Origin of the sequence: Devosia equisanguinis (assembly GCF_900631955.1) — a bacterium.
GTDB lineage: Bacteria > Pseudomonadota > Alphaproteobacteria > Rhizobiales > Devosiaceae > Devosia > Devosia equisanguinis.
In genome coordinates, this window is sequence record NZ_UZWD01000012.1 from 19,567 (window position 1) to 45,151 (window position 25,585).

Sequence of the window (25,585 nt, forward strand, 5' to 3'; positions counted from 1 at the left end):
GCGGATCCATCGCGTCGATGCCAAACGACCGAAAGGAAGAAAAAGCCATGACCTTACGCGTTTCGGGAAAGAATATGGATGTCGGCGATGCACTGCGCGGCAAGGCGCAGGACCATTTCGCCTCCGTTGTCGGAAAGTATTTCGATGGCGGCTATGACGGACACCTGACCCTGACACCGGATGGCATCGGCTTCCGCGCCGACTGTGTGGTGCATCTCGATTCTGGCGCGACGCTGCAAGCCAGCGCCCAGGGCGGCGATGCCACCTCGGCTTATGAAGTGATGGCCCTTAATATCGAAAAGCGCCTGCGCCGCTACAATCGCAAGCTCAAGTCGCATCGGCGCGGCGCCAACGGTGCCGATGGCGATGGCCAGCTGGCGCAATATACGGTTTTTGGCTCCAGCGAGGCGCTGGACGAACTGGACGAGGACTATGCGCCCCCGGTGATTGCAGAGACCACCAAAAGCCTGCGTGAGCTCAGTGTCGAGGAGGCCGTGATGGAGCTCGATCTCACCGGTGCCCAGGTTGTGATGTTCCGCCACGCTGGACATGGCGGCCTTAATGTGGTTTACCGCCGCTCCGATGGAAATATTGGCTGGATCGATCCAGCCTTGGGGGCCAATTGACACCCGCCCTCTCCTACGTCCTAGCTGAGTAAATCCTAAGGCAGACTTATGGAATTGGCCGAAATCCTGGCGAAGCACGCCGTGCTTTTCTGCACGGACGTGACCACAAAGCGCCAGCTGTTTGAAGTTCTTGCACAAAAGGCAGCCGAAACCACCGGCTTGCCGCGTGCCGATATTCTCGATGCGCTCACCAGCCGCGAGGAAATCGGTTCGACTGGATTGGGGAACGGCATTGCCATTCCCCATGGCAAGATGGGCGGGCTCAAGGGGGTGACCGCCGTGTTCGCCCGCCTCGAGACCGCGATCGACTTCGATTCGGTCGATGACCAGCCGGTCGACCTGGTGATGATGCTGCTGGCCCCGGTGGGGTCGGGCGCCGATCACCTCAAGGCGCTGTCCCGCGTGGCGCGCCTCCTGCGCACCGAGTCGATTGTCGATCAGTTGCGTTCGACCGAAGATCCGGCCGAGCTCTACGCCATTCTGGCGAGCCCGGTCGAAGACACCGTCGCCGCCTGATCAGGGCGCCATAGACACAGAACCCCCGGATGCCCAAGGCGTCCGGGGGTTCGTGTATCCGGGGTACGGCGAAAGTCGATCAGTGCAGCGTGGCGAGGCCCAGGCTCTGGTCGCCCAGCCAGTCGTTCACCGCATCGGCGCTGTCCGAGACCATGAGCGGGGTGCCATCGGCGGACATCACCAGCTGATACTCACCATTCGCGTCGAATTCGGTGTCCTGGATCATGCCGGACAGCATGAGGCCGGAGACCGGCTTTACATAAGCCACGGCGCTGCCGCCCAGCGCGGCGAATTCTGCACGCGTCAACGCCTTGAGCGGATGCTCATCGGGGGTCACGCTTTCGGGATTGCGTCTATCCATCATTTTTCAGCCCTTTCCTGAACGTCCTCACAATGAGCGAATGTCAATATGATGGGCGAATCTCGGCGCCTTGGGGCGCTCAAGAGTAACAACGAGCATGCCATGCCCTAAAGTTGCATCTTTCACTTCCATGCCATCGGCAAGCAGAAAACTGCGCTGGAACTGGCGGGCGGCAATCCCGCGATGCAGATAGTCGCGTCCTGGCTCATCCTTCTGCCGGCCGCGCACCATGAGCTGGTTGTCTTCGGCAACGACCTCGAGATCACCCGGCGCAAATCCGGCTACCGCAATGGAGATGAGGAAGCGTTCGGTGCCGTCTTCAGTGATGCTCCGCTCGATATTGTAGGGCGGATAGCCATCGGCAGACCGCGCCAGGCGGTCTATGCGCTCCTCGAAACTGTCGAAGCCGAGGAGAAACGGCGCTGAGAACACAGAAATACGCGACATAACCATGCGTCCTTGATGAGCAAGCAACGACTGATTGCTTCCAACCCGCAAAGACTGGCATTGGAAACACGGTCCAGATATGGGTCAGACGCCTATCCGGTTCAAGACCGGATACGCGCCATGCCCGAGGGACATTCATGCACAAGACCGTTGCCGTCATCACGCCCGCCTACAAGGCCCAGGACACCCTGGCGACCACCGTGCAGAGCGTCCTGGACCAGACCCATTCCGAATGGGAGCACTGGATCATCGCCGATGACGGCTTCGACTATGCCGCTTTTCTCGAGGAACGCGGATTAGGCGATCCGCGCCAGCGCTTCGTCGGCAGTGGCGGGATCGGCCGCGGCGCCTCAAATGCCCGCAATGTCGCGCTGGAGCAGCTGAAAACACCCTATGCCGCCATTCTCGATGCCGACGACCGGCTGAAACCGCAAAAGCTGGAGCGGGCGGTGGCGGCGCTGGACGAACACGGCATCGTCACCACTGCGCTCGATGTCATGACCATGGATTTCGCCCATCTGCGCTTTGTCGGCGCGGGTGCCGATCGGGTGCTCAGCCCCGGTGACCACAAATGGGTGAGCCTTTCCATGGATTCGATGATTGTCTGGGATCGGCGGCGCGGCGACGGGCGCTATGACCCGACCATGAGCAATATGACCGATCTCGAGTTCCTGTTGCAGCTCTATCGCACCATCCCGACCAGCATGCATTTGGGCACGCCGCTGCACGACTATATCAAGCGCGATGGCTCGATGAGCAATGGCAAGGATGTGGCCGCGGGCATGATCGCCTCGAAACGCGAGATCGTGCGGCGGCTGCAATCGGGTCATTATGGGCTGCGCTCGAGCGATGTCGCTGGCCTACTGGGCTTTCTCGACGTGTCGCTGGCCGCCGAGGCCGAATATGGCGCGGCGCTGGCAGCGCAGCCGGGTCTGCTGTTTGAAGATCATATCGAGCCAAAACTTCTGACCGCGCGGCGGCCATGAAAAAGGGCGACCAGAAGGTCGCCCTGTTCGCCCGATGGGCCGGTCGCGCTTAGAGCGCGTAGAGGGTCACATTGGAGCCTTCGAGGTCGCCATCGATACCAATGATCTGGTCGATGGAATAACCCTGCTGCTCGATATTGCGCTGCAGATAGCGGTTGTTCTTGATCAGCTGCTGCAGCGAAGCGGTGTCAACGTCGATGGCCAGCGACTTGGCCTGGGTCGGGTTGACCTTCAGCACGGTGGCCGAGCTCGCATTGTTCAGCGCGTCGAAGGACACATTGGCATCGAACGGGCTGGCATAAGCGGCAGTGGCACCGGTGGCAATCACGGCGGCGAGGGCAAGAGTCTTGGTGAAACGCATTTTAGTCTCCTTGAAATTTCTGGGTTCGCATCGTGTCGAACTCGGGGAGAAATACGCACAACACCCCCGGCCAGTTCCATTAACGTTCGGAAAGACTGAACAACGATCTGTGACCACGACGTTGAAACTATTCAATGCGTAATTTCGTAGGGACGCGCCTCTTGCCTTCCCTCGTCATTCCCCCTATAGAGCCGACTTCTCCGGACCGCCCGGCCAAAAGGCATGCCGTGGCGGTTCTTGAATGCGATGGGCCTCAATCCATCCAGACTAATCTAAAGGACCCGCAAAATGCCCAAGATGAAGACCAAGTCCGGTGCCAAGAAGCGTTTCAGCTTCACCGCAACCGGCAAGGTGAAGGCCGGCGTTGCCGGCAAGCGCCACCGCCTGATCAGCCACAATGCCAAGTACATCCGCACCAACCGCGGCACCAAGATCCTGTCCAAGGGCGACGAGGGTCTGGTGAAGTGGTACATGCCGTACAACCGCTAAGCTGGAAGGACAAAGATAAATGGCACGCGTTAAACGTGGCGTAACCGCCCACGCTCGTCACAAGAAGGTCTTGAAGGCCGCCGAGGGCTATTATGGCCGTCGTAAATCCACGATCCGCATCGCCAAGCAGGCCGTCGAAAAGGCCGGCCAGTACGCGTATCGCGATCGTCGCGTCAAGAAGCGCAACTTCCGCGCCCTGTGGATCCAGCGCATCAACGCCGCCGTGCGCGATCACGGCCTGACCTACGGCCGATTTATCGACGGCCTCAGCAAGGCTGAGGTTGCCGTCGACCGCAAGGTGCTGAGCGATCTCGCGATCACCCAGCCCGAAGCGTTCGCCGCCCTGGTCGTCAAGGCCAAGGCAGCGCTGGCGTATCTGGAAAGCGTGGACTCCGTTACCCACGCCCGCGTCACCGCTTAAGCACCCCCAGCTCCGCTGAGGTCGAAATTGCGCCTTGCGCCGCCCGAAAGGGCCGGCGCGGGGCGTTTTTGTTTGGCGGCGGTTCAAGGCGGCTCAGACATCTCCATTCGTGGTCATTGCCCGGCTTGACCGGGCAATCCACAGGATGCCCCGGCATCGCCTGGACCACAAGGTCAAGCCGGGTGGTGACGGAGTGGCAAGATACCGCTAGTAACCGCACTGTCGCCGTGCCAACACCCGCTGACTCCGTCCACCCAAAATGCTCTAACCGCGCCACACTGTCCGAGTTGAGAACCACGATGTCGCTACAAGCCCAGATCGAAACCCTGCGCAACGAATTGTCCGCCGCCATTGCCAGTGCCGACAATGAAGCCGCGCTCGATGCGGTGCGTGTTTCGGCCCTTGGCAAGAAGGGCTCGGTTTCCGCCCTGCTGGCGACTTTGGGCGCGATGGCAGCTGAAGACCGCAAATCGGCCGGTCCCGCCATCAATGGCCTCAAGACCGAGATCGCGGCGCTGATCGAGGCGCGCAGCACCGAGCTCAAGTGCGCGGCGCTCGAAGCCCGGCTCAAGGCCGAGACTGTCGATGTCACCCTGCCGCTGCCCCCTGCTCCGACCGCGCGCGGCCGCATTCATCCGATTTCGCAGACCATCGACGAAATCACCGCCATCTTCTCGGATATGGGTTTTTCCATCGCCGAAGGGCCCGATATCGAAACCGACTATTACAATTTCACCGCGCTGAACTTCCCCGAGGGACACCCGGCGCGCGAAATGCACGACACGTTCTTCATGAAGCCCGGCCCGGACGGGGTGAAGAAGGTGCTGCGCACGCATACCTCGCCGGTGCAGATGCGCGTCATGCAAAAGACCAACGAAAAGCCGGCCGCGTCCTACCTGACGCCCGCGATGGACCCGCCGATCCGCGTGGTCATGCCCGGCCGCACCTATCGCAATGACAGTGACCAGACCCATACCCCGATGTTCCATCAGGTCGAGGGGCTGGTCATCGACAAGTCGAGCCATATCGGCCAGCTGCGGTGGGTCTTGGAAGAGTTTTTGAAGGCCTTCTTCGAAGTGCCCAGCGTCACCCTGCGCTTCCGCCCCAGCTTCTTCCCCTTCACCGAACCCAGCATGGAAGTGGACGTGCAATGCGACCGCTCCGGCTCGGAAGTGAAGATCGGCGAGGGCAATGACTGGCTCGAAATCCTCGGTTGCGGCATGGTGCATCCGAACGTCATCCGCAATGCAGGTCTCGACCCTGATGTCTATCAGGGGTTTGCCTGGGGCATCGGCATCGACCGCATCGCCATGCTGAAATACGGCATGCCCGACCTGCGCGCCTTCTTCGATGCCGACCAGCGCTGGATCGAGCATTACGGCTTCCGCCCACTCGACCTGCCGACGCTGTTTGGGGGGCTCAGCAGCTAAGATGCCGACGCTGCTGCAGTGGAAGGGATATCGTTTCTTCTTCTATTCGGCCGACGGCTGGGAACCGCCGCATGTCCATGTTGTAAAGGACGGACGAGAAGCCAAAATATGGCTGCGCGACCTCAACATTGCGGTCAACCTTGGCTTCCCAGCGCGTGATCTCAACGAGATCATCGGTGCAGTTCGTGAGCATAGAAACGCATTCTTGGAGGCTTGGAATGACTACTTTGGTGCTTGAAATCGAAGATAGCCGTCCGATCGAAGCACAGTGCGACGACAGCGAACTCCATGTTCGCCTGGCCGACGGGCGCACCGTCTCGACGCCGCTTTGGTGGTATCCTCGCCTGGCGGCGGCCTCACAAACGGCCCGATCCGACATCGAACTCCTGCCGATGGGTTTACACTGGCCTCTAATCGACGAAGATATATCCATCGCCAGCATGCTGCGTGGTGAAAAGGCGCCGGGAGCGACGGCGCCTTGACGTCACAATCCGCCACCACCCAGCCCGTCCGCTTCAGCTTCGGCGACAGCCCCGCGCTGGCCGATAGCCTGCTGGCGCTGGTCCTTGCCGGCAAGAAAACGGCGACCTGCGGGGCGCTGCGCGATTTCGGCGGCGATAACGAACCGCTGCCACAGGTGGGGCGCCGGGACATCGTGCTCAATGGCGCGGGCGAGGAGGCCTGCGTGATCGAGACGCTGAGCGTCGAAACCATGGCGTTTGACGCCATTCCCGCCAGTTTCACCGATCGGGAAGGCGAGGGGCCCTATGCCGAATGGCGCGCCGGGCACGAGGCCTATTTCGCCCGCAATGGCGGCTTTTCGCCGGACATGGACATTGTATGCGAGACGTTCCGGCTCGTGACCGTGCTGCCGGCCGGGCGCGAGGTCTACAACAAGGTGGCTACGCCCATCTTTGTCGTTACCGATATCGAATCGGACGGGCCGACGCCGCTGCACAATTCCATGCTGAGCTTTGCCTCTGTCGCCATCACGGCCGACGGCACGCGCCATGGCGAATTCGAAGCCGTGCTGACGCCCCGCGCCGACCGCAGCCAGAACCAGATGACCATGGATTGGTGGGCGACGCAGCCCGAAGCCTGGAAAGCGGCGACATCAGGCGCGGAAGACCCGGCGATCGTCATGCCGCGTTTTGCCGACTGGGTGGACAGCCTGCCCGGCCCAAAGGTCTTTGTCGCTGCGCCGATGATCTTTGACGGGCTGTGGATGGATCATTACCTGGACGAATTCGCCTGTACCCGCGTCCTCAGCGGCCCGTTCAAGGGCCGCCAGATTTTTCGCGGCGGCGGCATCTGCCTTTATACCATGGCGGGCACGCTGCGCGGTGCACCCTATCTCGATTGGGGCATGAGCAAGCTGCCATCCGAATTCTATGGCCACATCGCCCATACCCATAAAGCCGTGGACGATGCTCGCGGCTTCGCCAATGTCCTCGTTGAACTGTTCAAACTCTCCTCCGCCCTGCCGCCCATCACGGGCAGCAAGAGTGACTTCCGCTAAGGTCCAAAAACATGAAATTCACCCTCGACTGGCTCAAGGAACATCTGGAGACCACTGCCTCCGCCGATGAGATCGGCAAGGCCCTGACCATGATCGGTCTTGAGGTCGAAGGCATTGAAAGCCAGGGCAAGGCGCTGGAGAAATTCGTGGTCGCGCATGTGGTTGAGGCCAAGCCGCATCCCAATTCCGACCACCTCAATATCTGCAAGGTCGATGCCGGCACCGGCGAGCTCATCGACGTGGTCTGCGGCGCGCCCAATTGCCGGACGGGCCTCAAGAGCGTCTTTGCGGCGCCGGGCACCTATATTCCGGGCAAGGATTTCGAGCTGAAGGGTGGCGTGGTCATTCGCGGCGCGCCGTCCAATGGCATGCTGTGTTCGGCCGCCGAACTCGAACTCTCCAACGATCATGACGGCATTATCGAGCTGCCCGAGGATGCGCCAATCGGGGAAAAATATGTCGACTATGCCGGGATCAATGGCGTGGTCTTCGATATTTCCATCACCCCCAATCGCGGTGACGCCACCGGCGTCTATGGCGTGGCGCGCGATCTCGCCGCCTTCGGCCTCGGCACGCTGAAAAAGACCGATATGTCGCCGGTGCCCTCCAAGGGGCCAAGCCCGATCCCGGCCTTGCCGCATCAGTTTGCCGAAGGCGAACCCAAGGCGATCCGCAAATTTGCCGGCCGTTACTTCCGCGGCATCAAGAATGGCCCGTCGCCGGACTGGCTGCAGGCGCGGCTGCGCGCCGTGGGGCTGCGCCCCATCAACACCGTGGTCGACATCACCAATCTGGTCTCGCTCGGCTGGGGCCGGCCGCTGCACGCCTATGACGCAGACAAGGTCGAGGGGCAGATGGTGTTGCGCAATGCGCGCGACGAGGCTTTCGATGCGCTCGATAACAAGGTCTATACGCTCGACCAGACCATGACCGTCATTGCCGACGACAAGGGCCCGCTCTGCCTTGGCGGCATTATGGGCGGCATCCGCTCGGGCGTCACCGACGAAACCATCAATGTATTCATGGAATGCGCGAGCTGGGATGCCAATCTCATTGCCCAGGCCGGCCGCAAGACCGGCATTGTCTCCGACGCCCGCTATCGTCTCGAGCGCAATGTCGATCCGGCGCTGACCGAGCCCGGTCTTGAATTGGCCACGCGCCTGATGCTGGAGCTGGTGGGCGGCGAAGCCATGGAGCCTGTGGTCTCGGGCGAGGACGTTTTCGCCAATACCGTGGTCGACTTCCCACTGGCCGAGGTCAAGCGCCTCACCGGCCTTGAGGTCTCGTCCAGCGACATCGAGGCCATTTTGGCCCGCCTCGGCTTCGTTGCCGAAGGCTCGGGCGATGTGCGCAGCGTAAAAGTGCCATCCTGGCGCCCCGACGTGACGCAAAAAGCCGATCTCGTCGAGGAGGTCATGCGCATGGTCGGTGTCGACAATGTACCGGTCGAGCCGCTGCCGCGCCTCAACCACGTGGCCCAGCGCATGCTGACCACCATCCAGAACCGCCGCCGCATCGCCCGCCGGGCGCTGGCCGCGCGCGGTCTCGACGAGGTGGTCACCTGGTCGTTCATCGCCCATGCCGCAGCCGTTCAGTTCGGCGGCGGCAGCGAGGATCGGCAGCTCGCCAATGCCATCGCCTCGGACATGACCGACATGCGCCCCTCGCTTTTGCCGGGCCTCCTCGCGGGCGCGCGCCGCAATGCCAATCGCGGTTTTGCCGACGTCGCCCTGTTCGAAGTGGGGCAGATTTTCCTCTCCGACAAGCCTGAGGGCCAGCACACCTATGCCTCGGGCGTGCGCACCGGCACGGCCAAGCTCGACGGGGCGGGACGCCACTGGTCCGGCAAGGCCGAGGCGGTCAGTGTCTGGGACGCCAAGGCCGACCTCGCGGCCGTGCTCGATGCGCTCGGCGTCGATATCGACAAGGTGCAGGTGCTGCCCGAAGCCGCCAGCTGGAGCCATCCGGGCCGCGGCGGCCGCATCGCGCTCGGCCCCAAGGTAACGCTGGGCTGGTTCGGCGAACTGCATCCGGCTTTGGCCGCCGAGCTCGACATCGACGGGCCGGTCGCTGCCTTCGAGATCGACCTCGATGCCCTGCCGGAAGCGCGCAAGAAGGCGACCAAGACCAAGCCGGCCATCGCGCTCAGCCCTTTCCAGCCGGTATCCCGCGATTTCGCCTTCGTCATGGATCGGGGCGTGACCGCCGCAGCAATCCTCAAGGCCGCCAAGGGTGCCGACAAGGCGCTGATCAAGGATGTCGGTATTTTCGACGTCTTCGAAGGCGCCCATGTCGGGGAAGGCAAGAAGTCGGTCGCCATCGAGGTGACGCTGCAGCCCAAGGACAAGACCCTGACCGACGAGGAGATCGAAAAGGTCTCCGCGGCGGTCGTGGCAGCAGTGACCAAGACCACCGGCGGCGAACTGCGTCGCTAAGCCCAAAACCTCGTCGCTGCAACGGGATGTGGCGGCGAAGGTTTCTCAACCCGCGCCCAGATTCAGCCGGTAGCTCAGGGCTTCGGCGATATGGGGGCGGGCCACTTTTTCCGAACCCGCAAGATCGGCCAGGGTGCGGGCCACCTTGAGCACCCGGTGATAGGCGCGCGCCGAAAGGTTGAACCTTTCGGCCGCCTGCATCAGCAGGTTGCGGCTGTCGAAATCCGGCTCGATCAGCTTTTCCACCAGCGCCGTCGGCGCCGCGGCATTGGTGAGGATTTCCGGATGCCCCGCCGCCTCGTAACGCTGGCGCTGTCGCTCGCGGGCCGCCGCCACCCGCGCCGCCACGCTGACCGATGCTTCGGCTTCGCCTGCGGGGGCAATCATCTCGGCCGCCGACAGGGCAGGGACGTCGATGCGGATATCGATGCGATCGAGAAAGGGCCCCGAGACGCGCGCCTGATAGTCGGCGGCGCAGGCCACGCCGCGCTTGCAGGTATGGCCAGGGGTGCCCGCCAATCCGCATTTGCACGGGTTCATCGCCGCTACCAATTGAAAACGGCTCGGATAGGAGACCCGCGCATTGGCGCGCGCGATGACGGTTTCGCCGCTTTCGAGCGGCTGCCGCAGGCTGTCGAGCACGCCGGGCGAAAACTCAGGCAATTCGTCGAGAAACAGCACGCCGTTATGCGCCAGGCTCGCTTCGCCCGGCCGCACCCGGAGCCCGCCCCCGACCAGCGCCGCCATGGAGGCCGAATGGTGCGGCGCGCGAAATGGCCGCCGGTCGGACAGGGCACCGCCGGAAAGCTCGCCAGCGATCGACTGGATCATCGACACATCGAGCAGTTCGCGCGGGGAGAGCGGTGGCAGGATGGAGGGCAGGCGCGCCGCCAGCATGGATTTGCCTGATCCCGGAGGGCCGATCATCAGCAGATTATGATTGCCGGCGGCGGCGATCTCCAAAGCCCGGCGGGCAATGGCCTGGCCCCGCACATCGGCCAGATCGGGCAGGTCGCCCGGCGCCGCTGTCAGCTTGCGGGGCTGCGGCCGCGCCTGCAGCTGATGACCGGTCAAATGATTGGCCAGCGCCAGAAGACTGTCGGCGGCAATGATGTCGATATCCTCGCCCGCCCAGGCCGCTTCCGGCCCGCTCGCTGCCGGGCAGATCATGCCCAGCCCCCGGGCCTGTGCGGCAATGGCCGCCGGCAGCACCCCGCCGACATGGGCCAGCCGGCCATCGAGGCCGAGCTCGCCCAAAGCCATGAAACTGTCGAGCGCATCCTGGGGAATGGCGCCCAGCGCGCCCATCAGCGCCAGGGCGAGGGGCAGATCGTAATGGCTGCCTTCCTTGGGCAGGTCGGCCGGCGCCAGATTGATGGTGATGCGCTTGGGTGGCAGGCCCAGGCCAGAGGCGGCAAGGGCCGCGCGCACCCGCTCGCCGCTTTCGCGCACCGCCTTATCGGGCAATCCGACCAGGATGAAGCCGGGAAAACCCGGCGCAATCTGCGCCTGGACATCGACCGGCACCGCTTCGATGCCCTGAAATGCTATCGTCGCAACACGGGTCACCATGTCGATCTTCGCCCCCAGCAAGAGCACAAACTAGCAGAGCCAGACAAGGTTAACAAGAACGTAAAGCGAACAGATCATGTCGTGTTAACCATGCGCACCGCCACAATAGTTAACCTAAACTTGTCTTAACCTGTCTATGTTGAATCAAAGGCTCATTGTAGTCCTCTGATACCGAGCTTTTTGCCCATGGCGATTGCCCTTCCCCGCTCCGTCTCCGCCATTGTTCGTGGCGCCGTTCTGAGCCTGGCCCTCGCGGCTTTGGCCGCCTGCGCCAGTGGCGGGGGTCTTTATGGCGCCATACCCGGCGACAATCGCCCCCATGCCAAGGTCGACCGCGCCCGCACCATGCCCATCCAGGGCATCGACGTGGCCCGCTATCAGGAGAATGTCGATTTCGCCAAGGCGCGCGGCGCCGGCATCCATTTCGTCTTCATGAAGGCAACCGAGGGGAAAGACTATGTCGATCCCGATTTCCAGCGGAACTGGGTTCGCGCCCGTGACGCCGGCATGCCGCGCGGCGCCTACCACTTCATGACCTGGTGCTCGCTGGCCTCCGAGCAGGCGGCCTGGTTCACCCAGAACGTGCCGGCCGATCCCAGTGCCCTGCCGCCGGTGCTCGATCTCGAATGGAACAACCATTCGAGCTGCAAGGCCAAGCCGTCCAAGGCCGATGCGCTGGAAAAGATCCGGCTGATGCTTGAGGTCATGGAGCGCCATACCGGCAAGCTGCCGATCATCTATACCGACATGAATTTCCACCGCGATATTCTGGCCGGCGAATATTTCCCCAATACTTTCTGGCTGCGCTCGACTGCCGCCGAACCGCATGAGCGCTACGAAAACCGCCCCTGGACCTTCTGGCAATATACCCAGACCGGGGTCGTGCCGGGCGTGCGCGGCGAAGTGGACCGTAACGTCTTCTACGGCAACCAGAGCGACTGGCTGATGTTCCTGTCCACCGGCTGCGATCCGCGGGCCATTGCCGCCCTGGCGCCAACCGGCCGCTGCGCCTTCGCAAAATAGCTGCAGCGAGCGCTTGCCTGCCATATTAAAGCCCAGCAAAGACGAGTATCCAGCCGACGGCACAATGGATTATTGTGCCGTCGCGCTATGGCTCTGGGAGATATTTCGAGATGACGATTTTTGATGGCTTCGTGCTGGACGGCCTGGGCCTGACGCTGCTTGTGCTGGGCCTGTTGTTCGTATTGGTGCTGTTCGCCGGCGCCAAGACCATTCCGCAGGGCTATAACTATACTGTGGAACGCTTCGGCAAATATACGCGCACCCTCAAGCCCGGCCTCAATATCATTGTCCCGTTCATCGACACGATCGGCAAGAAGATCAATGTCATGGAGCAGGTGCTCGACGTTCCGCACCAGGAAGTCATCACCCGCGACAACGCCTCGATCACCGCGAACGGCGTCACCTTCTATCAGGTGCTCGACGCTGCCGCGGCGGCCTATGAAGTCGCCAATCTCGAAAACGCCGTCCTTAACCTCACCATGACCAATATCCGTACGGTCATGGGCTCGATGGATCTCGACGAGCTGTTGAGCCATCGCGACGAAATCAACGAGCGCCTGCTGCGCGTCGTCGACACCGCCGTCTCGCCCTGGGGCATCAAGATCACCCGCATCGAGATCAAGGACATCGATCCGCCCAAGGATCTGGTGGAGTCCATGGGCCGGCAGATGAAGGCGGAACGCGAGAAGCGCGCCACTATTCTCGAAGCCGAAGGCCGCCGCCAGGCCGCCATTCTCAAGGCCGAAGGCGAAAAGCAGGCCCAGGTGCTTGAAGCCGAGGGCCGCAAGGAAGCCGCCTTCCGCGACGCCGAAGCGCGCGAACGCGCCGCCGAGGCTGAAGCCAAGGCGACCCAGCTGGTGTCGGACGCTATTGCCTCGGGCAATGTGCAGGCGATCAACTATTTCGTCGCCAACAACTATATCAAGGCGCTCGAAGGCATTGCCACCTCGCCCAACCAGAAGCTGTTGATGCTGCCGGTCGAGGCCTCCAGCGTCATCGGCGCCATTGGCGGTATCGCCGAGATCGCGCGCGAGACCTTTGGCGGTGAAAAGCCGACGAATCCAGCGGCGCGCTCCACCAGCCGTCCGCCCAGCGCCGGCTTTTCGGCCGGCCCCAGCAGCGACGCCTGATAGCGGGAGCCCGACATGACCCTGGTCGAGTTCATTGGTGCCAATATCTCCTGGAGCTGGATCATCGGCGGGCTGGTGCTTTTGGCGCTCGAACTGGTGGTCCCCGGCGGCTATCTGCTCTGGATGGGCATTGCCGGGGTGCTGACCGGTCTCATCGTCATGGTCCAGCCGCTGGCCTGGCCGCTGCAATGGCTGATCTTCGGCACATTGTCGCTGGTCAGCATCCTCATCTGGGTGCGCTGGCAGCGGCGGCGACAGACCAGCACCGACAACCCTTTCCTCAACCGCCGCGCCGAAAGCTATGTCGGAGTGGAAGGGGTGTTGGACCAGCCGATCTCTGGCGGCTTCGGGCGCCTGGCGCTGGGCGACAGTATCTGGCGTATTTCCGGGCCCGATCTGCCGGTGGGCCAAAGGGTGCGCATCGTGGCGGCGGAGGGCGCCGTGCTCAAGGTCGAGCCGGTTGCCTGATGGCGCATAAACGGCAAGCAGCAAGGTTTCATTAACCATAAGCTGAAAGGATCGGCCCAAAGGCCCTGAGGGGTCATGGGCCGGTATCTTCATGATTCTGCCGGCATCAGTGGCGGAGCATGGCGTGGCCGGAAGGCTGTTCAATTCCCTTTTTGTCGCTGTGATGGCCGGTTCCGCCCTGGCCACGCCGGCGCTTGCCGATCCGCTGGCGAACCTCAAGGAAGAGCGCCTGCGCCCCGGCGTCTATCCTGCCGCTCCGGTGCCGCTCGAATTCGCCGTCCCGGCCGAACCGGGCCACCCGCCTTTCGATATCGACTGGTCGGTGGGGCTGCGGGGCACCTTCACGCAGACCAATGTCGGCGAAACCTTCGTCACCACCCTCAATCCGCAATTCACCGCCACCCATGATGGCCGTCGTGCCGATGTGGTTGTGAATGGCAGTGCCGAAATCGCCAAGCCCGGTGGCGGGCGCGACGCCGACATTACCGGGCTCAATCTCGGCTTTTCGGTCACCGCGCCGCTCGACAGTCTCACCAGCTTCACTGCCAATGGCGCCATAGGCATGACCCAGGAACTGGCCGGCACCCCGGGCCTGGCCGGGGGCGTGGTCGTGCCGCCCGAGATCACCACCGGCACGCTGGGCGCCGGGCTGACGCGGCAATTCGGGCTCTTCAATGTCGGGCTCAATGCCGGCGCCGTGCGCACCCTCTACGGCCCCACCCTGCGCAGCGATACCGGGCTGACCAACAACGATACGCAAAACACCTGGACCACCAATTCCAGCCTGCGCGTCGGCTATCAGATCACCCCGATCTTCGAGATTTACGGGCAGGGCGGCATCAGCCGCACGCTGTTCGACCTGCCGGGCACCGGCACCACCATCTATCGCAATGCGACCGAGCGCACGGTGCGCGGCGGCATTGCCGGGCAATGGAACGAGGTGCTGTCGGCCAGCGCTGCCGTGGGCGTGGGCGACTATGACTTCGACAATGCCGCGCTCGCCGATATCCGCACCGAGCTCTACGAGGCCAATCTGACCTTCCGGCCCGATCCGACATTGGCGCTGTCGGCGGGTCTGTCGACCACGATCACCCCGCCGGGGGCCGACAGCACCGGCACGGCCCGCATTACCCATGCGGCCACCGCCAATATCGACTATACGGTCAATAGCTGGCTGCGGCTGCGCGCCTCTGCCGACTGGAGCCGCGCCCTCACCGCCGGCAGCGGCGAGACGGAAAATCGCTGGGGCGTTTCGGCCGGCGCCGATTACCGCATCAATTCGCACACCGCGCTCTCGGCCGATTATGCTTTCGCCAAGCGCGACAATTCCACTACCGGCCTGCTGGACAGCCACAGGGTCAGCCTCGGCGTGACCGTGCAGAGGTAGGACCGCGTGACGTCATCTCGGCGAAGTCTGGGGTGACAGCTGGTGAGAGAGGCGACAGGAATTTGTCGGCCGACTCAAGCGAAGCCTGAAGCGTAGGGCGCTCTAGATTATTTCAAACTGAGTTAGACTTTGGGCCCTTTCGCCTCCTTGCCCATTGAGGGGAAGGAATGAGGGTGGGGGGTCCATCAGTGGATCACTGAACCACCCCCACCCCGGCGTCATCATCCAAATCTCTCCGCTGGAGAGATTTGCCCTTCGGGACAGTTCAGAGCCCTCAAGGGGGAGGGGGTGCCGGAGCGCATCAGCCGGCGCGTAAAACGCTCTTAGAGCTGGTCTTCGAGATCGAGCTTGCGCAATTCGCGCACGAAGCCGGGACGGATGTCGTCGCGCTCCAGCGCATAAACCACATTGGCGGTCAAAAAGCCGATCTTGGAGCCGCAGTCGAAGCTCTGGCCGCGATATTTGACGCCGGTGAAGCGCTGGTTGTGCATCAGCGTCTGCATGGCATCGGTCAGCTGGATTTCCCCGCCGGCACCGCGCGGCTGGTCAGCCAGGAGTGAAAACAGCTCTGGCTGCAGAATATAACGGCCGGAGATGATGAGGTTGGAGGGGGCCTCTTCGCGTTTGGGCTTTTCGACCATGCCGGTAATGGGAAAACCGCTATCGGGGCCATCACCGCGCGCCACCACGCCATAGGAGGAGATTTCGCTTTCCGGCACCTCTTCGACGGCGATCACATTGCCGCCGCGCTCTTCATAGGCATCCATCATCTGCTTGAGCACGCCGGGCTCGCCCTTGAACAGCATGTCGGGCAGCAGCAGGGCAAAGGGATTGTCGCCCACGATATCGCGGGCGCACCAGACGGCGTGGCCCAGGCCCAGCGGCTCCTGCTGGCGGGTAAAGGAGGTGCGGCCGGCCGAGGGCAGGTCCTTGCGCAATTCCTCCAGCGCCTGGTTCTTGCCGCGGGTTTCGAGCGTGGTTTCCAGCTCGAACTGGCGATCGAAGTGGTCCTCGATAACGCCCTTGTTGCGGCCGGTGACGAAAACGAAGTGCTCGATGCCGGCTTCGCGCGCCTCGTCCACCGCATATTGAATCAGTGGACGATCCACCACCGTCAGCATTTCCTTTGGCATTGCCTTGGTGGCGGGCAGGAAACGGGTGCCAAGCCCGGCAACGGGAAAGACGGCGGTACGGACGCGTTTGGACACGGATCAATTCTCCCTGGTGGCCATTTCGTTGATGTAAAGCTAAATCAATATCTCCAACATATCGTTGCCAGGAATTTGCATTTCTACCGAGTTGGAGAGTTCGATGGCGGTCCTGGTTACCGGCGGTGCGGGATATATTGGCAGCCATATGGTGCTGGAACTGGCCGATCGGGGCGAAGAGGTCGTGGTTCTCGACAACCTGGTGACCGGCTTCGACTGGGCCATTGATGGCCGTGCCAATTTCGTTGCCGGCGATGCCGGCAATGTGGATTTCGTGCTGGCGCTGATCAAGAGCCACGACATCAAGGAAATCGTGCATTTCGCCGGCTCGATCGTGGTGCCGGAATCGGTGACCAATCCGCTCAAATATTACGCCAACAATACCGCCACCTCGCGCAATCTGATCGAAGCAGCGGTGAAAGGCGGGGTCAGGCACTTCATCTTTTCCTCCACCGCCGCCGTCTACGGCATGACCGGTCTGGCGCCGGTGGTCGAGACCACGCCGCTCAATCCCATGTCGCCCTATGGGCGGTCCAAGCTGATGACCGAGTGGATGCTGGCCGATGTCGCTGCCGCCCATCCCATGACCTATGGCGTCTTGCGCTACTTCAACGTCGCGGGCGCCGATCCGCAGAAGCGCTCCGGCCAGTCGACGCCGCAGGCGACGCATCTGATCAAGGTGGCCTGCCAGACCGCGCTCGGCCAGCGCGACAAGATGGACATTTTCGGCACCGATTACGAAACGCCCGATGGCACCTGCGTGCGCGACTATATCCACGTCACCGACCTGATTGCCGCCCATGGCCTGCTGCTCAATCACCTGCGCAAGGGCGGGGACAGCACCACGCTCAATTGCGCCTATGGCCGCGGCTATTCGGTGCGCGAAGTGGTCGAGACCGTGCGCGAGGTTTCGGGTGTGCATCTGCGCGCCGATGAGGGGCCGCGCCGGGCAGGGGACCCGGCCTCGATCACCGCCACCGGCGAAAAGGTGCGCAAGCTGCTCGGCTGGGTGCCCCAGCATGACGACCTCAAGGAAATCGTCGAAACCGCCTATGCCTGGGAACGGCATTTGATGACCCGCAATCGCTAGGAGCGATGAGCATGAGTCTTCGCGGCGTCCTGATGTTTCTGTTACTGATGGCGACGCCGGTCGCGGCGCAGCCGGTCGACAGCTTTTCCGACTTCCTGGCCGGCCTTAAGGAGGAAGCCCGGGGGCAGGGCATCAGCCCAGCCAGCTACGACACGCTGACCAAGGGGCTGACGCCCGATCCGCGCGTGCCCAATCTGGTCGAGACCCAGCCCGAATTCACCACCCCGATCTGGGACTATCTCGACGCCCGCGTTTCGGCATCGCGCATCGAGCGCGGCAAGACGGCTTTGGGGCGCAATAGCGACCTCTTTGCCCGGATCGGCGGCCAGTATGGGGTCGATCCCTATATATTAGGCGCTATCTGGGGCATCGAGACCGATTATGGCGGCGTCTTGGGCAATGACAGCCTCATTCGCCCCATCGTGCGCTCGCTGGCGACCGTCGCCTGGCAGCGGCGCACCCGCTTTACCGAGGACAAGATGGATTTCTTCGCTGCCTTGCTTCTTGCGGAAGCCAATGGCGGAGTGTCACCGCTCGGCTCCTGGGCCGGGGCCATCGGGCATCTGCAGGTCAATCCCGCCAATGTGGTCGCCCATGGCACCGATGGGGATGGCGACGGGCGGCTGGACCTTCACAATTCGCTGGCCGACGCCCTGGCCACCAGCGGCGTCTTTCTGCGCAAGCTGGGCTATCAGCCGGGGCTCGACTGGGGTTTTGAGGTGTCGGTCCCTCCGGGCTTCGATTATCTCCTCGCCACCCGCGACCAATTGCGGCCATTGCGCTTCTTTGCAGAACGCGGCGTGACGCGGGTGTCCGGGCGACAATTCGCCGATCTCGATATCCCCGTCTTCCTCTATGTGCCCGCCGGCAAGGACGGGCCGAAATTCCTGATGACCGGCAACTACCTGGTGCTCAAGGGCTACAACTTCTCCGACAGCTATGCGCTGGCCGTGGCCCATCTGACGGATCGACTCAAGGGCGGCGGCGCTTTCGTGGCGCCCTGGCCGCGCCAGGCAACGCTACCCAATCTGGCGCAGCGGCAGAGTATTCAGCAGGCGCTCAAGCAGCTGGGTTATTATGACGGCCTCGTCGATGGCCGCATCGGCCCGGTCAGCCAGGCTGCCTATGCGCGCTTCCAGGCGGCCCAGGGGCAGGCGGCCGACGGGTTCATCACCCGCGCCAGCTATGAGGCGCTGATGGCGGCGAGCCGGTAAAGCAAAGGCGAGCGCCTTGGCCCGGTTGCCCGGGTTCTGGTAGAAGCGGACGAGAAGATCGGACGGATGCAATGAAGCGGTTTTTCCTGCTGCTGATGATGGCGATGCTGGTGACGCTCGACGTGTCGGCGGCCTATGCCCAGACGCAGGACCGTATTCTCGTGGCCCAGGAACAGCGCCGCCGCACCCTGTTCGACCTGCTCTTCGGCGAGGAGCCCAAGCAGGCGCCACCGCCGCAGCAACAGCAGACCCAGCCGCGCCAGCAGGCGCCCACCGCAGCCTTGCCGCCGCCCAAGCCGCAGGTGGAAAAAGCTCCCAATGCTACAAGACTCGCCGTCTTCGGCGATTCCATGGCGGTCGATCTCAGCCGGGCGCTGGAGCGCTTTTATGCCGAAGACGCCAATCTCGTGGTGATCGGGCAGGGGGTCAGCTCATCGGGCTTCGTGCGCGACGATTATTTCGACTGGAACAAGACGGTAGCAGACCAGATCGCCGCCGACAGTTTCGACGTGGCGGTGGTTGTTATCGGCGTCAATGACCGGCAGGAGATCAAGGTCAACGGCCAGACTTTTCCGGCGCTGAGCGAAAGCTGGACCACGGCCTACCAGGCGCGGCTCAATACGTTTTTGAGCCAGCTCCGGGCCGCCCGCAAACCGGTGATCTGGGTGGGGCTGCCGCCCATGTCGCGCAGCGAATATTCTACCGCCATGAGCCAGATCAGCGCGCTACAGAAAATGGCGGCCTTTTCGGGCGGGGTGGAGTTTTTGGACATCTATGACCGCTTCATCGGCGAGGACGGCAAATATTCGTCCTATGGCCCCGACGTGAACGGGCAGAATGCCCGCATGCGCAAGGATGACGGCATCCATTTCTCGGCCGCCGGCGCCGACAAGCTCGCCTTCTATATCAGCCAGTCGCTGCGCAATATCTACCGCGGCGGCACCGTGACCATGGCCGTGGCCGATCCCCTGGCCGGCACCGATGCCGCCGCCATGCTGCGCCCGCCCTATCAGGGCCTGGGCCAGGTGCGGCTGCTGGAAGTGGCCGGCGCGGTCATGCCGCTGAGCCGCGCACCGCAGCGGGCGGCCGATCTGATCACCGCCAATTCCGCCCCCGCCGCCGCCCCGGCCTTCAGCCTCGAACAGCTCATGCAGGCGCCGATCGGCCGGGTCGACGCCTTCGGCGTGGGAATCGACCCCAATGCTCCAGCTGTTCAGAATGCGGGTGGGCGATAGGCTCAGCCACCGAGCAGGCCGCTGGCCTTGATGCCGTCGAAGACGAATTGCACCGCCAGCGCCGCCAGCAGAATACCGACCACGCGCGACACCACCGACAGGCCGGTCAGCCCCAGCAGTTTCTGGATCGGAATGGCGATCAGCAGCGTCAGCCAGGCCAAAGCCAGAATGACGACGATGGCGGCCAGCACCAGCCAGAATTCGAGATCGGTTTGAGCGCCGGTGGTCAGCAGAATCACCGCGCTGATGGCGCCCGGTCCCGCCATCAGCGGCATGGCCAGCGGAAAGACGGAGATATCGTGGCTGCGGCGAGCCTCCATCTCTTCCTCATCGGTGGTGCCGGTGCCGCCGGAATGGCGCGCGAACACCATGTCGATGGCGATAAGCAGCAACAGCACGCCGCCCGCCGTGCGCAGCGCCGCGATGGTGATCCCGAAGACGTCGAGGATGAGATTGCCCAGAACGGCGAAGAACAGGAGGATGGCCAGCGCCACCAGCACGCCGCGCGTGGCGAACTGCCGCCGCTGCGCCGGCGTATTATCCTTGGTCAGCGCCGCAAAGATGAAGGCGATATCGGCAACGCCCACGGTGGCGAACAAGGTGGCGAATGCGACAAGGAATGTGTTCATGTTCGTCCCCGGACCCAAAGCCAAGGACTAGGGCATTTGCTCCGCCGCGCCAAGCGCAGTGAGCACTATTGCATCGCCAGCGCCCGGCTATCCGGTTCGCCTCGGGACCTAGATCAATTCAAACCGAGGTGGATGCTGGGCGCGATGAAGCTGCATCAACCAGAACGTGAAACGCTCTAAAGAATGGATCACCCGGTCAAGCCGGGTGATGACGATAAGGCGGCAACCGGCGCACAACGCCATAGAAAGGCTGGCGAGACTGCCCCTCAGCCGCGCCGCTTTTCGATGGCGTTCCAGATCATGACGGCGATGTCGGGGCCGCCGAAGCGTTTGATTTCGCGGATGCCGGTGGGGGAGGTGACGTTGATCTCGGTGAGGTAGTCGCCGATCACGTCGATGCCGACGAAGATCATGTCGCGCTCTTTGAGGGCCGGGCCGATGGCGGCACAGATTTCACGCTCGCGCGCCGTCAGTTCCGAGAGTTCGGGACGGCCGCCGACATGCATGTTGGAGCGCGCCTCGCCGTCGGCGGGGATGCGGTTAAGCCCGGCCACCGGTTCGCCGTCGATGATGATGATCCGCTTGTCGCCCTTGCGCACGTCGGGCAGGTATTTCTGGATCATGAAGGGTTCGCGGTAATTGCTCTCGAACAATTCCAGGAGGCTGGCGAGATTGTGGTCGCCCTCCTGGATGAAGAACACGCCGGCGCCGCCATTGCCGTAGAGTGGCTTGACGATGATGTTGCCATGCTCCTTGCGAAAGGCATGGATCTCGGCGCGGTCGCGGGTCACCAAGGTCGGCGGCATCAGTTCGGGGAAATCGGTGACCAGGATCTTTTCGGGCGCATTGCGCACCGCGGCCGGCGGATTGACCACCAGCGTCTTGGGGTGCAGGCGCTCGAGGATATGGGTGATGGTGATGTAGTTCATGTCGAAGGGCGGATCCTGGCGCATGAGGATCACGTCCTGAGTGGAGAGATCGACGCGGCGCGCCTCGCCCAGGGTGAAATGCTCGCCCTTTGGCTGATCCACGACCGTGATCGGCTGGCACAGGGCACTCACCGTGTGGCCACGCAACGCCAGGCTGTCGGGTGTGTAATGCAGCAGCTCGTGGCCGCGCGCCTGTGCCTCCAGCATCATGGCGAAGGTGGAGTCGCCCTTGGGGTTGATGGTGGCGACATGGTCCATCTGGACGGCGACTTTGAGGCTCATGGCAATACTCAGAAGGCGGGAAAGGCATTGATGAGATGGCGCGGCCAGCGCCCGCGCGCAAGAAAAATCACATCGAAGCGGAAATCCTTGCCCGATTCGGCGGGGTGCCGCGCCAGCCAATATTGGGCGGCGCGCACGATGCGCTCGCGATTGACGGCCTTGAACGCCTCTTCCTCCGCATCGCCGCGGCTGCGCATTTTCACTTCGACGAAGATGATGGTGCCGGAGCGCTCGGCCACGAGGTCGATCTCGCCCATCGGCGTCTTGAAGCGGCGGTCGCGAATGCGGTGCAGGCTGGCTTGCAGGTAGAGCGCCGCCAGCGCCTCGCCGCGCTGACCAGAACGTTGGGCGGCGATGCGGCGATCAGCCTTGGGCCTTGAGGGCGAGCGCGGCATCATAGACCTCCTTGCGCTTGAGCCCGAAACGGGCGGCGATGGCATCGACGGCGGCGCGCAGCGGCTGGTCGGCCATCTCGGTGGCCAAAGCCGCCTGCCAGTCAGCTTCAGCCGGGGCGCTGGGGGCCTCGGCACCAGCAACGACGATCACCGCCTCGCCCTTGGTTTCCTCTTCGGCGAATGACGCGGCGAGGTCGGCAAGGGACCCGCGCCGTGTGCGCTCGAAGCGCTTGGTCAGCTCCAGCGAAACGGCGGCGGCGCGAGAGCCGAAAACATCGGCCATGGCCGCGAGCGTATCGGCGAGCCGGCGCGGCGATTCGTAGAAGACCATGGTTTCACGTGAATCCTTGAGCCGAGATAGCGCATTGGCGCGTGCGCCGGCCTTGGGCGGCAGGAAACCATGAAAGACAAAGGCATCGGTGGGCAGGCCAGCGACCACCAAAGCCGAGAGCAGGGCCGATGCGCCGGGAATGGGAAAGACCGGAAGATTGGCCTCCGCCAGCGCGCGAATCAGCGGAAAGCCTGGATCGGAGAGCAGGGGGGTGCCGGCATCCGAGATCAGGGCAATGGCTTCGCCGCCTGCGATGCGGGCCACGATAGAGGCGGCCTTGTCGCGCTCATTGTGCTCGTGCAGGGCCTGGCGCCGCCCCTTGATGCCATAGTGATCGAGCAGGCGCGCCGAGGTGCGGGTATCCTCGCAGAGGACAGCATCGGCCGAGGCCAGGGTTTCGAGCGCCCGCAGGGTAATGTCGCGCAGATTGCCGATGGGCGTCGCCACCACATAGAGTCCCGCCGCGAGGGGCGGCGCGCTGAACTTGGTGCCGGCGATGAAATAATCTCTGGTTTCGGCACTCATGCGGCAGACTTCCCGGTAACTTTGACTTTTGATTAACCATATCGCGTGAGCTTGGTTAACCCAATGTGAGCATTTCGGGCGAAACGATGCTGAGGCTATGGCGACGGCAGGTCTGGACACGCGGGCTGGTGGCTTTCGGGCTTGCCGCCCTTCTCGCCTCCTGTTCACCCGGCGAATGGCAATTCGGTTCGCGCACCCTCTCCTTTCCCGCTCCCCAGGGCGGCGGCAATGGCGGCCCGAGCGGCATGCCCATCCCGACCAGCACCAATGCCGCGGCCGACCGGTTCGGGCGCGGTCCGGTGCCGGTTACGCTGTTGCTGCCGCTGACCGGCGAGCCCGGCATGGTCCAAATCGGCACTTCGCTCGCCAATGCCTCGCGCCTCGCCATCGCCTTTATCGACGCCAATCCCAATATCGGCGAGAACATCACCATTACCCTGCGCGATAGCGGCACTTCTGTCGCCGGCGCTACCCATGCCGCCAATGCGGCGGTGGCGGAGGGGGCCAAGCTGATTCTGGGGCCGCTGCAGGCCGAGCAGGTGAGCGCCGCCGGGGCGGTGGCGCGGGCCTCGGGCGTGCCGCTGATCGGCTTTTCCAACACCGTTTCGTCGGCCGGACCCGGCATCTACCTGCTCTCGGTCACCCCTGACATGGAAATGAAGCGCGCCGTCTCCTATCTGCGCGCCCAGGGCCGGCGCGGGCTGGCCGGGGCCTTTCCGACGACGCCCTATGGCGAAGCCCAGGCGCTGGCCTTCCGCCAGCAGGCGACCGCCTCCGGCGCCCCACCCAATGCGGTCTATATGTATTCCTCGCCCAGCGAGATTGCCGGAATCGTGGCGCAGGCCAAGCCGCTGATCGATCGCGGCATGATCGACACGCTGTTCCTGCCCGAGCGCAGTGCCGCCCCGGCCTTCGGGCAGGCCCTGGCCCAGGCGGGGGTAACGCCGGATCTGCTGCAACTGGCTGGTTCGGCCGAATGGGCGGGCGATCCGGCGATCCTGGCCTCACCGGGCCTGCGAGGGGCCATTTATCCGGCGGTGGACGAGGCCGGGCTCAATGCCATCACCCCGGACTATCAGGCCCGATTCGGTGGGCGGCCACATCCGCTGGCAACCCTGGCCTATACGGCGACGATTCTCGCCAATGTGAATACGCTGTCGCTGGCCACGCCGCCCTATAATCCCAGCCTGATGACCAATCCCACCGGCTTCAATGGCCGCGATGGCCTGTTCCGCTTCGGCACCGATGGCCGCTCGGAATATGCGCTGGCGATCAAGCAGATCGGACCAAGCGGGGTGGTAACAGTCGAAGGGCCGAAGCTCTAGGCCGCCAAGTCGGCCACTACGGCGTCGAGCACCGGAAAGCCTTTTTCGGTGACGCGGATATTGCCGTTGGGCAGGGTCTCGACGAAGCCATAACCCTTGAGGGCGTCGATCTGCTTTTCGGTGATGCCGCGGCCCGACAGCGCCATAAAGCGGCTGGGGGAAATGCCTTCCTTGAGCCGGAGGCCCATGACCAGGAATTCATCGCCCTGTTCTTCCCAGGTGAGGATATCGTCAGTGACCATGCCATGGCCGTTCTGGTTGACGCGGGACAGCCAGTCGAACGGCATTTTTTCGGTGGCGGTGGCGTGGCGCTGGTGGTTGATGACCAGTCGTCCATGGGCACCCGGGCCGATGCCGGCATATTCGCCATAGCGCCAGTAAAGCATGTTGTGCCGGCTTTCCTGGCCGGGCACCGCATGGTTGGAAATCTCATAGGCCGGCATGCCTGCTTGCGCGGTCAGTTCCTGCGTTATCTCGTAGAAATCGGCCGCCAGGTCCTCGTTGGGCATCTTCAGCTTGCCGGCATTGAACAGGTCGAAATAGCGCGTGCCCTGTTCGATGGTCAGCTGGTAGAGGCTGATATGGCCGCGCGCCATCCACAAGGCTTCCTTGAGCTCGTCTTCCCAATCTTCCAGCGTCTGGCCGGGGCGGGCATAGATGAGATCAAAGCTCGAGCGATCGAATATCGATTGGGCGATGCGCACGGCGGCGATGGCCTCGTCCACGCTGTGGCGGCGGCCCAGCTCGGCCAGCGGCTTTTCGCGCAGCGACTGAACCCCCAGCGACACCCGATTGATCCCGGCGGTGCGGAAGCCGCGGAAGCGGTCGACCTCGACGCTGGTCGGGTTGGCCTCCAGCGTGATCTCGGCATTGTTGGCCACCTGCCATTTGCTGGCGATGACGTCGAGAATCGTGCCGACGGCCCTGGGGCTCATCAGCGAGGGCGTGCCGCCGCCGAAAAACACCGACTGCACCAGCCGGCCCGGCGACAGCGCCGCCATATAGGAAATTTCGCGAATATAGCCCTCGACGAAAGCATCCTCGTCAAAGGCGCCGCGATGCACGTGGGAATTAAAGTCGCAATAGGGGCATTTGGCGGCGCAGAAGGGCCAATGCACATAGACGCCGAAGAGGTCGTTGGGATTGGTCATGGGCAAGCCCCGCTTTCTGGCTCCCTCCCCCCTTGAGGGGGAGGGTTGGGGTGGGGGGTGGTTCAGTGATCCACTGATGGACCCCCTCCCTCGGTCCCTC

28 protein-coding genes are annotated in these 25,585 nt (G+C 63.3%); 18 read left to right on the plus strand and 10 right to left on the minus strand.

Going from position 1 to position 25,585, the window contains the following annotated elements; genetic code table 11:
• The first annotated feature begins 47 nt into the window (after positions 1–47).
• A complete protein-coding gene (locus DEVEQU_RS03955) occupies positions 48–626 on the plus strand; it encodes a ribosome hibernation promotion factor (protein WP_126149276.1) in 579 nt (192 codons plus the stop codon).
• A 48-nt stretch (positions 627–674) separates the two neighbouring features.
• Positions 675–1,142 (plus strand): PTS sugar transporter subunit IIA, encoded by a 468-nt coding sequence (locus DEVEQU_RS03960; protein WP_126149277.1) that lies wholly within the window; start codon positions 675–677, stop codon positions 1,140–1,142.
• A 79-nt stretch (positions 1,143–1,221) separates the two neighbouring features.
• Here the strand turns inward: DEVEQU_RS03960 and DEVEQU_RS03965 are convergent, their stop codons facing one another.
• A complete protein-coding gene (locus tag DEVEQU_RS03965) occupies positions 1,222–1,506 on the minus strand; it encodes a DUF1150 family protein (protein ID WP_126149278.1) in 285 nt (94 codons plus the stop codon).
• Between the two features lie 24 nt (positions 1,507–1,530).
• A complete protein-coding gene (locus DEVEQU_RS03970; RefSeq protein ID WP_126149279.1) occupies positions 1,531–1,950 on the minus strand; it encodes an Hsp20 family protein in 420 nt (139 codons plus the stop codon).
• Between the two features lie 137 nt (positions 1,951–2,087).
• Here DEVEQU_RS03970 and DEVEQU_RS03975 point away from each other — a divergent pair, with 137 nt between their 5' ends.
• On the plus strand, positions 2,088–2,936 hold the full coding sequence (locus tag DEVEQU_RS03975; protein ID WP_126149280.1) for a glycosyltransferase family 2 protein: 849 nt from the start codon (positions 2,088–2,090) through the stop codon (positions 2,934–2,936).
• A gap of 49 nt (positions 2,937–2,985) precedes the next feature.
• Here DEVEQU_RS03975 and DEVEQU_RS03980 read toward each other — a convergent pair whose 3' ends face one another.
• A complete protein-coding gene (locus DEVEQU_RS03980) occupies positions 2,986–3,297 on the minus strand; it encodes a hypothetical protein (RefSeq protein WP_126149281.1) in 312 nt (103 codons plus the stop codon).
• Positions 3,298–3,585: 288 nt separating this feature from the next.
• On the opposite strand from DEVEQU_RS03980, the gene rpmI reads away from it, so the two are divergent.
• The 7 genes from rpmI (at position 3,586) to pheT (ending at position 9,591) form a co-directional block, all read left to right on the plus strand.
• Positions 3,586–3,786, plus strand: coding sequence for a 50S ribosomal protein L35 (gene rpmI, locus DEVEQU_RS03985; RefSeq protein WP_046105910.1), 201 nt, complete (start codon positions 3,586–3,588; stop codon positions 3,784–3,786).
• Positions 3,787–3,805: 19 nt separating this feature from the next.
• Positions 3,806–4,207, plus strand: a complete 402-nt coding sequence (rplT, locus tag DEVEQU_RS03990; protein WP_126149282.1) for a 50S ribosomal protein L20 — start codon at positions 3,806–3,808, stop codon at positions 4,205–4,207.
• Between the two features lie 299 nt (positions 4,208–4,506).
• The gene (pheS, locus tag DEVEQU_RS03995) at positions 4,507–5,637 is read left to right on the plus strand and encodes a phenylalanine--tRNA ligase subunit alpha (RefSeq protein WP_126149283.1); all 1,131 of its coding nucleotides are present in this window, start codon (positions 4,507–4,509) and stop codon (positions 5,635–5,637) included.
• 1 nt (position 5,638) lies between these two features.
• Positions 5,639–5,875, plus strand: a complete 237-nt coding sequence (locus tag DEVEQU_RS04000; RefSeq protein WP_126149284.1) for a DUF4160 domain-containing protein — start codon at positions 5,639–5,641, stop codon at positions 5,873–5,875.
• On the plus strand, positions 5,856–6,119 hold the full coding sequence (locus DEVEQU_RS04005) for a DUF2442 domain-containing protein (protein WP_164550236.1): 264 nt from the start codon (positions 5,856–5,858) through the stop codon (positions 6,117–6,119). Before DEVEQU_RS04000 ends, DEVEQU_RS04005 begins: the two co-directional genes overlap by 20 nt.
• Entirely contained in the window at positions 6,116–7,156 is a 1,041-nt protein-coding gene (locus DEVEQU_RS20255) for an ASCH domain-containing protein (RefSeq protein ID WP_126149285.1), read from the plus strand. Before DEVEQU_RS04005 ends, DEVEQU_RS20255 begins: the two co-directional genes overlap by 4 nt.
• An 11-nt stretch (positions 7,157–7,167) precedes the next feature.
• Positions 7,168–9,591, plus strand: coding sequence for a phenylalanine--tRNA ligase subunit beta (gene pheT / locus DEVEQU_RS04015; RefSeq protein ID WP_126149286.1), 2,424 nt, complete (start codon positions 7,168–7,170; stop codon positions 9,589–9,591).
• Positions 9,592–9,636: 45 nt separating this feature from the next.
• Here pheT and DEVEQU_RS04020 read toward each other — a convergent pair whose 3' ends face one another.
• Positions 9,637–11,163 (minus strand): YifB family Mg chelatase-like AAA ATPase, encoded by a 1,527-nt coding sequence (locus tag DEVEQU_RS04020; protein ID WP_126149287.1) that lies wholly within the window; start codon positions 11,161–11,163, stop codon positions 9,637–9,639.
• 186 nt (positions 11,164–11,349) lie between these two features.
• Here DEVEQU_RS04020 and DEVEQU_RS04025 point away from each other — a divergent pair, with 186 nt between their 5' ends.
• The 4 genes from DEVEQU_RS04025 (at position 11,350) to DEVEQU_RS04040 (ending at position 15,171) form a co-directional block, all read left to right on the plus strand.
• Positions 11,350–12,186, plus strand: coding sequence for a glycoside hydrolase family 25 protein (locus DEVEQU_RS04025; RefSeq protein WP_126149288.1), 837 nt, complete (start codon positions 11,350–11,352; stop codon positions 12,184–12,186).
• Between the two features lie 110 nt (positions 12,187–12,296).
• Positions 12,297–13,316 carry an SPFH domain-containing protein gene (locus DEVEQU_RS04030; protein ID WP_126149289.1) on the plus strand — a complete coding sequence of 340 codons (1,020 nt, stop codon included), beginning with the start codon at positions 12,297–12,299 and terminating at the stop codon, positions 13,314–13,316.
• A gap of 15 nt (positions 13,317–13,331) precedes the next feature.
• Positions 13,332–13,784 (plus strand): NfeD family protein, encoded by a 453-nt coding sequence (locus tag DEVEQU_RS04035; protein ID WP_126149290.1) that lies wholly within the window; start codon positions 13,332–13,334, stop codon positions 13,782–13,784.
• Positions 13,785–13,875: 91 nt separating this feature from the next.
• The gene (locus tag DEVEQU_RS04040; protein WP_126149291.1) at positions 13,876–15,171 is read left to right on the plus strand and encodes an outer membrane beta-barrel protein; all 1,296 of its coding nucleotides are present in this window, start codon (positions 13,876–13,878) and stop codon (positions 15,169–15,171) included.
• A 323-nt stretch (positions 15,172–15,494) separates the two neighbouring features.
• Here the strand turns inward: DEVEQU_RS04040 and galU are convergent, their stop codons facing one another.
• On the minus strand, positions 15,495–16,379 hold the full coding sequence (gene galU / locus DEVEQU_RS04045; RefSeq protein WP_126149292.1) for a UTP--glucose-1-phosphate uridylyltransferase GalU: 885 nt from the start codon (positions 16,377–16,379) through the stop codon (positions 15,495–15,497).
• 103 nt (positions 16,380–16,482) lie between these two features.
• Here galU and galE point away from each other — a divergent pair, with 103 nt between their 5' ends.
• The 3 genes from galE (at position 16,483) to DEVEQU_RS04060 (ending at position 19,918) form a co-directional block, all read left to right on the plus strand.
• On the plus strand, positions 16,483–17,469 hold the full coding sequence (gene galE, locus DEVEQU_RS04050) for a UDP-glucose 4-epimerase GalE (protein ID WP_126149293.1): 987 nt from the start codon (positions 16,483–16,485) through the stop codon (positions 17,467–17,469).
• 11 nt (positions 17,470–17,480) lie between these two features.
• A complete protein-coding gene (locus DEVEQU_RS04055; RefSeq protein ID WP_164550237.1) occupies positions 17,481–18,683 on the plus strand; it encodes a lytic murein transglycosylase in 1,203 nt (400 codons plus the stop codon).
• Between the two features lie 71 nt (positions 18,684–18,754).
• The gene (locus DEVEQU_RS04060) at positions 18,755–19,918 is read left to right on the plus strand and encodes an SGNH/GDSL hydrolase family protein (RefSeq protein WP_126149295.1); all 1,164 of its coding nucleotides are present in this window, start codon (positions 18,755–18,757) and stop codon (positions 19,916–19,918) included.
• Between the two features lie 2 nt (positions 19,919–19,920).
• Here DEVEQU_RS04060 and DEVEQU_RS04065 read toward each other — a convergent pair whose 3' ends face one another.
• The 4 genes from DEVEQU_RS04065 to rsmI all read right to left on the minus strand — a co-directional run bounded on the left by DEVEQU_RS04065 (position 19,921) and on the right by rsmI (position 23,009).
• A complete protein-coding gene (locus DEVEQU_RS04065; protein WP_126149296.1) occupies positions 19,921–20,547 on the minus strand; it encodes a MarC family protein in 627 nt (208 codons plus the stop codon).
• 266 nt (positions 20,548–20,813) lie between these two features.
• Positions 20,814–21,758, minus strand: a complete 945-nt coding sequence (gshB, locus tag DEVEQU_RS04070; RefSeq protein WP_126149297.1) for a glutathione synthase — start codon at positions 21,756–21,758, stop codon at positions 20,814–20,816.
• Between the two features lie 8 nt (positions 21,759–21,766).
• Positions 21,767–22,153, minus strand: a complete 387-nt coding sequence (locus DEVEQU_RS04075; RefSeq protein WP_223214096.1) for a YraN family protein — start codon at positions 22,151–22,153, stop codon at positions 21,767–21,769.
• Positions 22,122–23,009, minus strand: coding sequence for a 16S rRNA (cytidine(1402)-2'-O)-methyltransferase (gene rsmI / locus DEVEQU_RS04080; RefSeq protein ID WP_126149299.1), 888 nt, complete (start codon positions 23,007–23,009; stop codon positions 22,122–22,124). The genes DEVEQU_RS04075 and rsmI overlap by 32 nt, the downstream gene beginning before the upstream one ends.
• A gap of 128 nt (positions 23,010–23,137) precedes the next feature.
• Here rsmI and DEVEQU_RS04085 point away from each other — a divergent pair, with 128 nt between their 5' ends.
• Entirely contained in the window at positions 23,138–24,334 is a 1,197-nt protein-coding gene (locus tag DEVEQU_RS04085) for a penicillin-binding protein activator (RefSeq protein WP_164550238.1), read from the plus strand.
• On the opposite strand, the gene hemW is transcribed toward DEVEQU_RS04085, so the two are convergent.
• On the minus strand, positions 24,331–25,485 hold the full coding sequence (gene hemW, locus DEVEQU_RS04090; protein WP_126149301.1) for a radical SAM family heme chaperone HemW: 1,155 nt from the start codon (positions 25,483–25,485) through the stop codon (positions 24,331–24,333). The two genes, DEVEQU_RS04085 and hemW, sit on opposite strands and share 4 nt — an antisense overlap.
• Positions 25,486–25,585: the final 100 nt, after the last annotated feature.

Bases quoted from the DNA above. Each gene is read 5' to 3' on its own strand.
- hemW (WP_126149301.1), bottom strand. From the start codon at position 25,485: ATGACCAATCCCAACGACCTCTTCGGCGTCTATGTGCATTGGCCCTTC.
- pheS (WP_126149283.1), top strand. From the start codon at position 4,507: ATGTCGCTACAAGCCCAGATCGAAACCCTGCGCAACGAATTGTCCGCC.
- DEVEQU_RS03965 (WP_126149278.1), bottom strand. From the start codon at position 1,506: ATGATGGATAGACGCAATCCCGAAAGCGTGACCCCCGATGAGCATCCG.
- rpmI (WP_046105910.1), top strand. From the start codon at position 3,586: ATGCCCAAGATGAAGACCAAGTCCGGTGCCAAGAAGCGTTTCAGCTTC.
- DEVEQU_RS03980 (WP_126149281.1), bottom strand. From the start codon at position 3,297: ATGCGTTTCACCAAGACTCTTGCCCTCGCCGCCGTGATTGCCACCGGT.
- gshB (WP_126149297.1), bottom strand. From the start codon at position 21,758: ATGAGCCTCAAAGTCGCCGTCCAGATGGACCATGTCGCCACCATCAAC.
- DEVEQU_RS04005 (WP_164550236.1), top strand. From the start codon at position 5,856: ATGACTACTTTGGTGCTTGAAATCGAAGATAGCCGTCCGATCGAAGCA.
- DEVEQU_RS04040 (WP_126149291.1), top strand. From the start codon at position 13,876: ATGATTCTGCCGGCATCAGTGGCGGAGCATGGCGTGGCCGGAAGGCTG.
- DEVEQU_RS03970 (WP_126149279.1), bottom strand. From the start codon at position 1,950: ATGTCGCGTATTTCTGTGTTCTCAGCGCCGTTTCTCCTCGGCTTCGAC.
- galE (WP_126149293.1), top strand. From the start codon at position 16,483: ATGGCGGTCCTGGTTACCGGCGGTGCGGGATATATTGGCAGCCATATG.
- DEVEQU_RS04035 (WP_126149290.1), top strand. From the start codon at position 13,332: ATGACCCTGGTCGAGTTCATTGGTGCCAATATCTCCTGGAGCTGGATC.
- rplT (WP_126149282.1), top strand. From the start codon at position 3,806: ATGGCACGCGTTAAACGTGGCGTAACCGCCCACGCTCGTCACAAGAAG.
- DEVEQU_RS04075 (WP_223214096.1), bottom strand. From the start codon at position 22,153: ATGCCGCGCTCGCCCTCAAGGCCCAAGGCTGATCGCCGCATCGCCGCC.
- DEVEQU_RS04030 (WP_126149289.1), top strand. From the start codon at position 12,297: ATGACGATTTTTGATGGCTTCGTGCTGGACGGCCTGGGCCTGACGCTG.
- DEVEQU_RS04020 (WP_126149287.1), bottom strand. From the start codon at position 11,163: ATGGTGACCCGTGTTGCGACGATAGCATTTCAGGGCATCGAAGCGGTG.
- rsmI (WP_126149299.1), bottom strand. From the start codon at position 23,009: ATGAGTGCCGAAACCAGAGATTATTTCATCGCCGGCACCAAGTTCAGC.
- DEVEQU_RS04000 (WP_126149284.1), top strand. From the start codon at position 5,639: ATGCCGACGCTGCTGCAGTGGAAGGGATATCGTTTCTTCTTCTATTCG.
- DEVEQU_RS04055 (WP_164550237.1), top strand. From the start codon at position 17,481: ATGAGTCTTCGCGGCGTCCTGATGTTTCTGTTACTGATGGCGACGCCG.
- DEVEQU_RS03975 (WP_126149280.1), top strand. From the start codon at position 2,088: ATGCACAAGACCGTTGCCGTCATCACGCCCGCCTACAAGGCCCAGGAC.
- DEVEQU_RS04065 (WP_126149296.1), bottom strand. From the start codon at position 20,547: ATGAACACATTCCTTGTCGCATTCGCCACCTTGTTCGCCACCGTGGGC.
- DEVEQU_RS03960 (WP_126149277.1), top strand. From the start codon at position 675: ATGGAATTGGCCGAAATCCTGGCGAAGCACGCCGTGCTTTTCTGCACG.
- DEVEQU_RS03955 (WP_126149276.1), top strand. From the start codon at position 48: ATGACCTTACGCGTTTCGGGAAAGAATATGGATGTCGGCGATGCACTG.
- pheT (WP_126149286.1), top strand. From the start codon at position 7,168: ATGAAATTCACCCTCGACTGGCTCAAGGAACATCTGGAGACCACTGCC.
- DEVEQU_RS04025 (WP_126149288.1), top strand. From the start codon at position 11,350: ATGGCGATTGCCCTTCCCCGCTCCGTCTCCGCCATTGTTCGTGGCGCC.
- DEVEQU_RS04060 (WP_126149295.1), top strand. From the start codon at position 18,755: ATGAAGCGGTTTTTCCTGCTGCTGATGATGGCGATGCTGGTGACGCTC.